This is a genomic window from Paludisphaera sp., from assembly GCF_037189885.1.
GTDB lineage: Bacteria > Planctomycetota > Planctomycetia > Isosphaerales > Isosphaeraceae > Paludisphaera.
Genome location: NZ_JBBCIR010000081.1, coordinates 26,975 through 36,027 on the forward strand (window position 1 = coordinate 26,975; position 9,053 = coordinate 36,027).

The 9,053-nt window shown below is 71.3% G+C and carries 2 protein-coding genes; one reads left to right on the forward strand and one right to left on the reverse strand.

Annotated features, from left to right (window positions below; all coding sequences use genetic code 11):
• Positions 1-878 precede the first annotated feature (878 nt).
• Positions 879-5,561, forward strand: coding sequence for an Ig-like domain repeat protein (locus WG209_RS20960; protein WP_337177045.1), 4,683 nt, complete (start codon positions 879-881; stop codon positions 5,559-5,561).
• 93 nt (positions 5,562-5,654) lie between these two features.
• Here WG209_RS20960 and WG209_RS20965 read toward each other — a convergent pair whose 3' ends face one another.
• Positions 5,655-8,798, reverse strand: coding sequence for a CusA/CzcA family heavy metal efflux RND transporter (locus tag WG209_RS20965; protein WP_337177046.1), 3,144 nt, complete (start codon positions 8,796-8,798; stop codon positions 5,655-5,657).
• Between the last annotated feature and the right edge of the window lie 255 nt (positions 8,799-9,053).

The window sequence follows — 9,053 nt, forward strand, 5'->3', positions numbered from 1 at the left end:
TCCCCTCCTCCTGGGTCGCGTTGGGTTCGTTCGCGCGCCGGCATCTCCGCCAGGCAGGCGTTAAATCGTTTTGCCCACGTGAGTTGCCGCCGCGACGAGTTGGCTTCGTTCGTCGTTTTCGAAGCGGTTTTCTCGTCCGTCACGCTCCGAGGATGGCTCGGGGTTACTCGCCTCATCCCTGGAGCCAAGGGGGAACCAGCCGTCGACCCGTTCGAGGCTCGCGCGGCTGGCTTCGTTCGCGCGCCGGCCGCGACGCTGTTTCGGACGTAATATCTTGGTCTGCTAAAGTTTGCGGTGAGAATCCGTTGGCTTCGTTCGTCGATTTCGAAGGGCTCCTTCGGCCGGAGAGGGTGAAACGCTCGTCCTTTCTCCCGCCGAGAGAGGGCGGTCCGGAGGGCCGGACGAGGGGGCGCTCGGCCTCGCCGTCCCGGACGACTCCCGGCGCGAGGCCGCCTTTCCCGCCGGAGGGGCACCCCGTCGCGCCGTCGGAGAGGATGCGCGAGGGCGTCCGCCCCGGGGGGGAACTGGACCCTCATCTTCGGTTGATGGGCGCGCGCCGCGTCGCCCCCGGGATCGTCCTCGTTCGATCCTCGACTGCTTCCGGTATGTCAAAGAGCGTCATGATCGAACGCCCTCACGATCCGCGGGTCGATCGGCGGGGTTTCAGGATTTTGGGATTTCCCCCCATGCGCGACGGCGGCGTCGACATGACGTAAAATCTCGGTCGGGTGTTCGCATCCGGGCATGAGGCGTTCTAAGTCTTTCAAAGAGTCGTGGCCGTTTCGATGGGCTGCGTCATCCTACCTCATCGCGGCGACGATCCCCGGCGCGCGTGGACGCCCACGCGGCCGGAGGTCCTCCGCATCCTGGACACCTCGATGAACCAACCTCGCTTCCCGCGCCGCCGTCAATCACGCCTCAACGCCCCGCGGCGATCCAGCCGCCCCCGGATGGAGTTCCTGGAGGATCGCGCCGTGCCGGCGCTCATCCTCGTGGACAGCCTGGCCGACTCGGGGCCGGGGACGCTCAGGCAGGCCATCATCGAGGCGTCGCAGAACACGGAAACCGACGTGTTCTGGTTCGATTCCTCACTCGCGGGCCAGACCATCACGCTCACGACGGACGCCTTTCCGGCGGACTGGGGATCGACCGGATTGGTCGTGCTGGAGGACGACGTGACCATCGACGGGGGGAACGCCCCCGGCCTGACGATCAGCGGCGGGGGTGCCCGGCGCGTCTTCGGGGTCGGCCCGGGAGCGACCCTATCGTTATCGAACATCACGATCGCCGACGGCCTCGCCAGGGGGGGGCAGGGCGGCCAAGGTCAATGGGGAGGCGGCGGCGGCGCGGGCCTCGGCGGCGCCGTCTACGTTTACGGCGGGACGCTGAACATCGCGAACGCGACGCTGACCGGCAACGTCGCCCAGGGCGGCGACGGCGGGAGCGGGGTGCTGGTGAGCGACCAGGCCGGCGGCGGCGGCGGCGGGACGGGCGGCGCCGGGGGCATGGGCAACTTCGCCGGCCCGCCGAGCGACCAAGGCGAAGGGGGCGGCGGCGGCGGAGGCGGCCTGTTCGATCCGGGCGGGGCCGGGACGGCGGGTGGCTCCTTTCCCGGGGCCGGCGCCGGGGGGGCACCGGGCGGCCAGGCCGGCTCGGGAGGCTCCGCTAGCTCACTTGACGGCGTGTCCGGCGGCAATCATCCCGGCTCCGGGCTGGGCGGCGGCGGGGGCGGCGGCTCGTCCCTCTACTATGAATTGGGCGAGAACGAAGGCGGCAAGGGCGGGTTCGGCGGCGGCGGCGGCGGCGCGAGGATCGGGGGCGGCGGCGGCTTCGGCGGCGGAGGCGGCGGCGGCGGCGGGATGGGCGGGTTCGGCGGCGGCGCGGGCGACGAGGGCGGCGGGGGTGGCGCCGGCCTGGGCGGCGCCGTCTTCAGCTATCAGGGCTCCGTGAACATCACCAATTCCACATTCACGGCCAACCAGGCCCTGGGTGGCCAGGGGGGCCTCGTCTATACCTCGGTCGGCGTCGTGACCGACGCGGGCCGCGGGGAGGATGGCCAGGGGCGTGGGGCCGCGGTGTTCAACTACGACGGCTCCGCGAGGATCGACAGCGCGACGATCGTCGACAACACGGGCCGTACCGGCGTCGAGACCATCTCCGACCTGCGCTGGCCCGGGACGTTCCTGTTCAACACGGTCATCACGTCGTCGGACCCGGGGAAGGTCTACGACCTCTCCTATGACATCCTGGGCCACATCGGCGTCTCCAGCTACGGGCACGGGAACCTGTTCGGGTCGGCCCACAATTTCGCCGGCGGATTCATCCCGGCGTCCGATCCCCTCCTCATGCCCCTGGCCGACAACGGCGGGCCGACGAAGACGATGATGCCGCGCCTCGGCAGCCTCCTGATCGGCAACGCGGATCCGGCCGTGGCGACCGGCCTGCCGACCGACCAGCGGTGGCAGCCGCGCACGACCGGCGCCTGGATGACGATCGGCGCGGTCGAGGGCGTGCATCAGGAGGCCCCGTCCATCACGTCGCCGTCCTGGGCGGCTTTCGCCATCGGTTCGTCGCTCTCGTTCACCATCACGACGACCGGCGGGCCGACCCCCTCGATCGGCTACATCGGCGTCCTGCCCGACGGCCTGACGTTCCTCGACAACGGGGACGGCACCGCGACGATCTCCGGGATCCCCGCCGCGGGGGCCGCGGCCTCGTACCCGCTGACGATCCTCGCCGCCAATGGCGTCGCGCCGGACGACTCCCAGGGCTTCGTCCTGTATGTGAACCCGGCGCTGACGATCGGGCCCGAGACGCTGCCCACGCCCGCCCGCAACACGTACTTCGAGGTCCAGCTCACGCCCGGCGGCGGGTCCGGCGAGGGGTACGCATTCTCCGCGGAATCGCTGCCGCCCGGCCTGGAGCTGGACGAGGACGGCCTGCTCCGCGGCGTGCCGACCGGGGACGGGGCTCCCTACGAGTTCGAGGTGACGCTGACCGACGCCACGGGAGCCTCGACGACCGTCACGTTCCTGATGACGCTGAACGCGCCGCTGCGGGTGACGCCCGACTACATCGGCCGCGGCACGGTGGGGAACGCCTACGGCTTCCAGTTCACGGCGGTCGGCGGCTCCGGCGTGGGGTATACCTTCCAGCTATCCGCGAATTCCGGCCCCCTCCCGGCCGGGTTGACCATCTCCTCGGCGGGCCTGATCGCCGGCACGCCCACGGAGGCCGGCACCTTCAGCATCGAGCTGGACGCGCGCGACGACCAGGGGGCGCGACGCCTGACGACCTACGTCCTCATCGTCGACCCCGCGGTGGTCCTCCACCCGGAGAGCCTGCCGGGGACCGGGGCGGGCAAGGCGTATTCCAGCCAGCTGTCCGCGACCGGCGGCTTTTCGATCCTCGGCTACACGTTCACCTCGACGGACCTGCCCGAAGGCCTGACGCTGGACGAGGACGGCCTGCTGCACGGCTCGATCGCGACGGGCGGGACGTACACGTTCACCGTCACCGCGACGACCGTGGGCGGCGGCCACGGGGTTCGCGTCTACTCGATCGTGGTCGACCCGCCGCTCACGATCAGCCCGGCGGATCTCCCCGCGGCCACGGTCGGCGCGGCCTACTCCCAGCAGCTCACGGCGGCCGGCGGCAGCGGCCAGGGCTACGTCTTCGCGCTGCTGGGCACGCTGCCCGACGGCTTCACGCTCAGCCCGAGCGGCCTCCTGTCCGGCACGGCGACCTCCCGCCTCGCCGCGCCGCTGGAGTTCGAGGTGTCCGTCACCGACTCGAACGGTGACACGGTCATCCATGCCTATTCGCTGGCCGTGGAGGGCGCGCCCGGCACGCTCACGCTGGCCGGCCCGACGGGCCCGGTCGCGTACGGGACCGTCATGACGTTCACCGCCGTCCTCTCGGCCGAGCTGGGCCTGCCCGCGCCGACCGGGACCGTGAAGTTCCTCGAAGGCTCGACGGTCCTCGGGTCCGCGCCCGTGGTCAACGGCGTCGCGACATTCGAGATGAGGGCGCTCCGGCTCGGCGCGCGGGCGATCCGCGCGGTGTACTCCGGCGACCCGGTCTACGAGGGCCGCGAGTCGAGCACCGTGGCGCCGTCGGTGCTCGTCGAGTCGACGACGACGCTCGCCACGCCGACGGGGGCGGTCCATGGGATGCCCGTGACGCTCGTCGCGACCGTGACCTCCGCCGTCGAGCCGTTCCAGCCCGGCGGGCTCGTCGCCTTTTACGACGGCGATACGCTGCTGGGCACGGCCGTCGTCGCCGCCGACGGGACCGCCAGGTTCACGACGTCCGGCCTCGGCACCGGGGCGAATTCGCTCCGGGCGGGCTACCTCGGCAATGTCTACTTCTTCCCGTCCACCTCGGCGTCGGTCCAGGTCGACGTGGCCAAGAACGCGGCGATCATCGGGACCGTGGCGGCCCAGCCGTCGCGGGTGTATTACGGCGAGACGTCGGACGTGTGGGCCATCTTCACGGCCGTCGCGGGCGGCTCCAACATGACCGGGACGGTGACGTTCCTCGTCGACGGCTCGCCCATCGGGACGGCGGAGCTGGTCCCGACCGCGATCGCGAACGCCTCGCCCATCTTCGCGACCTCGACGGTGAGCGGCACGGCCACGCTGCGGGGGGTGATCCTGCCGGTCGGCGGCCACTCGATCACCGCGGTCTACTCGGGCGACGCGAACTACGCGACGGCCTCCTCCGCCGCGGCGGCCGAGGTGGTGGTCGCGCCGGTGGGGACTGCGACGACCCTGACCGCCTCCCCCGGCGCGGGGGGGGCCACGACCCTGACCGCCACCGTCGTCGCGACGACGCCGGGCGACCCGACCATCGCGGGGACGGTCTCGTTCTTCGACGGCGACAACCTCCTGGCGACGGTCCCCGTGGTGAACGGCGTGGCGACCTTCGACGCCGGGGCGCTCGGCATGGGGACGCACGTCTTCCGGGCGGTCTTCTCCGGCGGCGGCGCCGATTCGTCCAGCTCGGCCGACGTCGTGGTCGCCGCCAGCGGGCCCCAGGTCACCGGCCTGAGCCGTTACGGCTTCCACGCCAGCCCGACGTCCATCGTGCTGACGTTCAACGGCGCCCTCGACCCGGCGACGGCCCAGGACCCCGCGAACTACCGGATCGTCCTGGTGGGCCGGGGCAATCGCGCCGTGCGGGTCGTCGCCGCGGCCTACGACGCCGCGACGAACACCGTGACGCTGACGCCCGCCCAGCGCCTCAACCTCCACTGGACGTATCGGCTGACGGTCAACGGCAAGCTCCCGACCGGCGTGACCGGCGCGACGGGCGTGCCGCTGGACGGCGCCGGCGCGAACCAGCCCGGGACGGACTTCGTCGCGAACATCACCTGGAAGAACCTGACGGCCCCGGGCTCGGAGCCGGCGGTGACGTTCTCCCAGGGGGAGGAGCGGTCGACCTCGTCCCCCTTCAACCGCTACGTCAACGCGGTGACCGCCCGCTACCGGGCCGCGGCCGTCCGGATGGCGCACGGCGCCCCGAGGCTCGCCGCCCGGGCCTTCCTCCGCGGCCGTTGATCGGCCCGCGATCGTAGGATCGTCGCGATCATCGACGGCCGGCGGGGCTCCTGGAGTCCTCGCCGGCCGTCGGTTTTTCAACCGGACGACGGCTCAGCGGCCGTCGCCCCCGTCCTCGCCGAGGGCTTCCTCGTCGAGGCTGGAGTCGGGCCTCGGCGGCCCCGGGTCGAACCAGGGGTAGATGGCGGGGATGACGACGAGCTTCAGGAGCGTGCTCGTCAGGATGCCGCCGATGACCACGGTCGCCAGCGGTCGCTGGACCTCGGCGCCGGAGCTGGTGGAGAAGGCCATGGGGACGAACCCCAGGCTGGCGACCAGGCCGGTCATCAGGATCGGCCGGAGTCGGGACATCGAGGCGGCCCGGACGGCGTCCGGGGTCGGCTCGCCGGCCTCGATGAGCTGCCGGATGGCCGAGACCAGCACCAGGCCGTCCAGCACCGCCACGCCCGAGAGGGCGATGAAGCCGACGCCCGCCGAGATGCTGAAGTTCAGGTCTCGCACCCAGAGCGCCATGACCCCTCCGATCGCCCCCAATGGCACCGAGAGGAAGATCAGCATCCCCAGGCCGATCGACTGGAACGAGAAGTAGAGCAGCAGGAAGATGCCCAGCAGGGCCACCGGGACGACGATGGTCAGCCGCTGCGTGGCCGACTGGAGGTTCTCGAACGTGCCGCCCCATTCCAGGGAGTAGGAGCGGGGGATCTCGACCTGGGCCTCGACCTTCTCCTGGGCCTCGCCGACGAAGCTGGCCAGGTCGCGGCCGCGGACGTTGGCCTGGATCATGACGCGGCGGCGGCGGTCCTTGCGCCAGATCTCGTAGACGCCGTCGACGTTCTCGACGGCGGCGATCTCCTGCAGCGGGATGAGCCGGCCCTGGGAGTCGCGGACGCGGAGCTGGCTGATGGCCTGGGCGTCCCCGCGCGCCTCGGGCGAGACGCGGACGACCAGGTCGAACCGGCGCTGGCCCTCGACGACCTGGCCGACGATCTTGCCGCCGAGCGCCGTGCCGACGTCGAGGACGTCGGCCGCGTCGATGCCGTAGCGGGCGATGCTGTCGCGGTCGATGGTGATCTTGAGGAAGGGGAGGCCGCCGAGCACCTGGGCCTTCACGTCGGTGGCGCCCTGGATCTTCTGGAGGACCGAGGCGATCTCGTTGGCCTTGTCCTGGAGGACGTCCAGGTCGTCGCCGAAGAGGCTGATGCCGACGTCGGCCCGCACGCCGGCCAGCAGGTCGTTGAACCGGAGCTGGATCGGCTGCGTGAAGCTGAGGAACGTACCCGGCAGGACCTCGGCGGCGATCTCGTTGACGCGGTCGATCAGCTCATCCTTGGACTTCACCGACTTCCACTCGGCGGGGGGCTTCAGCAGGACGAACACGTCGGTCAGGTTGACGCCCGCGGGGTCGATGCCGATCTCGGGCCGGCCGGTGCGGCTGACGACCGTGCGGATCACGTCCGGGAGCCGCTCGTGCAGCGCCGCCTCGAACTTGGTGGTCCCCTCCAGGCCCTCGGTCAGCGAGGCCTCGGGGGGGCGGATCAGGACGACGACCAGGTCCCCCTCGTCGAGCTGGGGGATGAACTCGCCGCCGAGCTGCATGGCGAACGGGACCGTCGCCAGCATCGCCAGCGCCGCGGCGATGGAGATGGTCCACGGCCGGCGGACCGACCATTCCAGCGTCGGGCGGTAGAGCCGCTTGGCGACCCGGATCGGCAGGGTCTCGCGCTCGGCGGTCCCCGGCTTGAGGAAGAACGACGCCAGGACGGGCGTCGCGGTCAGCGACAGGATCAGCGAGCCGATCAGGGCGAAGACGACCGTCAGGGCCATCGGCCGGAACATCTTCCCCTCGACCCCTTCCAGGGCCAGGATCGGCAGGTGGACCAGCGTGATGATCGCCACGCCGAAGACGACCGGCTTGCGGACCTCCAACGTCGCGCGCCGGACCACGTCCACCGACTTCTCGCGCGGGCTGGCGTGGGAGAGGCGGCTGACGCAGTTCTCGATGACGATGACGGCGCTGTCCACGATCAGGCCGAAGTCCAGCGCCCCCAGGCTCATCAGGCTGCCGGCGATCCCGGCGGAGAGCATCAGGTTGCCGGCGAACAGCATGGAGAGCGGGATGGCCGAGGCCACGATCAGCCCGGCCTTGAGGTTCCCCAGCAGGACCAGCAGGACGATGACGACCAGCACCCCGCCCTCGGTGAGGTTGTGCGTCACCGTGGCGATGGTCCGCTCGATCAGCGAGGCGCGGTCGTAGAACGGCTCGATCTCCACGCCGATCGGCAGGGTCTTCTGGATCTCGGCGATCTTGGCCTTGATGCGCTCCACGACCACGCGGGAGTTCTGGCCGGAGAGCATCAGCACGGTGGCGGTGGCGGCCTCGCCGCGGCCGTCTCGGGTGACGGCCCCGGTGCGGATCATCGGCGCGAACCGGGCCTCGCCGACGTCGCGGACGCGGATCGGCGTGCCCGTCCGGCTGGAGTCGATCACGACGTCGTTCAGCGCCTCCAGGTCGGAGATCAGGCCGACCATGCGGATCACCCGCTGCTGACCCTCGCGCTCGATGTAGCCGCCGCCGGTGTTGGCGTTGTTGCGCCGCAGCGCGTCGTACACCTTGTCCATCGAGATGTTCCGCGCGACCAGCCGCGCCGGGTCGATGGTCACCTCGTACGTCTTCAGCTCGCCGCCGAACGGGTTGACCTCGACGACGCCCGGCACCGTCTTCAGCGGCCGGGCGACCTCCCAGTCGAGGATGGTCCGCAGCTCCATCAGCGAGCGCGGGTGCTCGGCGTCGTCGGCGTTCTTGACCTCGAACTGGAAGATCTCGCCCAGGCCGGTGGCGACCGGGCCGATCTCCGGGCGGCCGAAGTCCGGCGGGATGTCGGCGGTGATCTGGGCCAGGCGCTCGTTGACCTGCTGGCGGGCCCAGTAGATGTCCGTCCCCTCCTCGAAGACGACGGTCACGCCCGAGATCCCGAGCTGCGAGAACGACCGCACCTCCTGGACGTAGGGGATGCCGTTCATCTCGTTCTCGACCGGGACGGTGATGAATTGCTCCACCTCCTCCGGCCCCAGCGCCGGGGCGTTGGTCAGGGCCATCACCTGGACGTTGGTGATGTCCGGCACGGCGTCGATGGGGAGGTTCAGCAGCGAGTTGGTCCCCACCGCCACGAGGGCGAAGAGGGCCAGCACGACGAGCGGGCGGTTGTTCAACGACCCGACGATGAGACGATCGAACATGACTCCGGACGGTCTCCGATCCGAGTGCGAAGGGTGGCCTGGACGCGGCGGGGAGGGCCGTCGGGCGGGCGCGAGGCGCGAACGCGGGGCGCGGTTCGTCGGCCTGGAGGACGCCCGAGGGGCCCGGGGCGTCTCAGATCCGCAGCCGACAGAGCAGGCTCAGGGGCGAGCCCTTGGCCGCCGCGGGGGCCGCGGGGCCGAGGATGGGAGAAGGGGGGGGCGGGAGGGCCGCCGGGGGCCCGGGGGTGGGGGCGG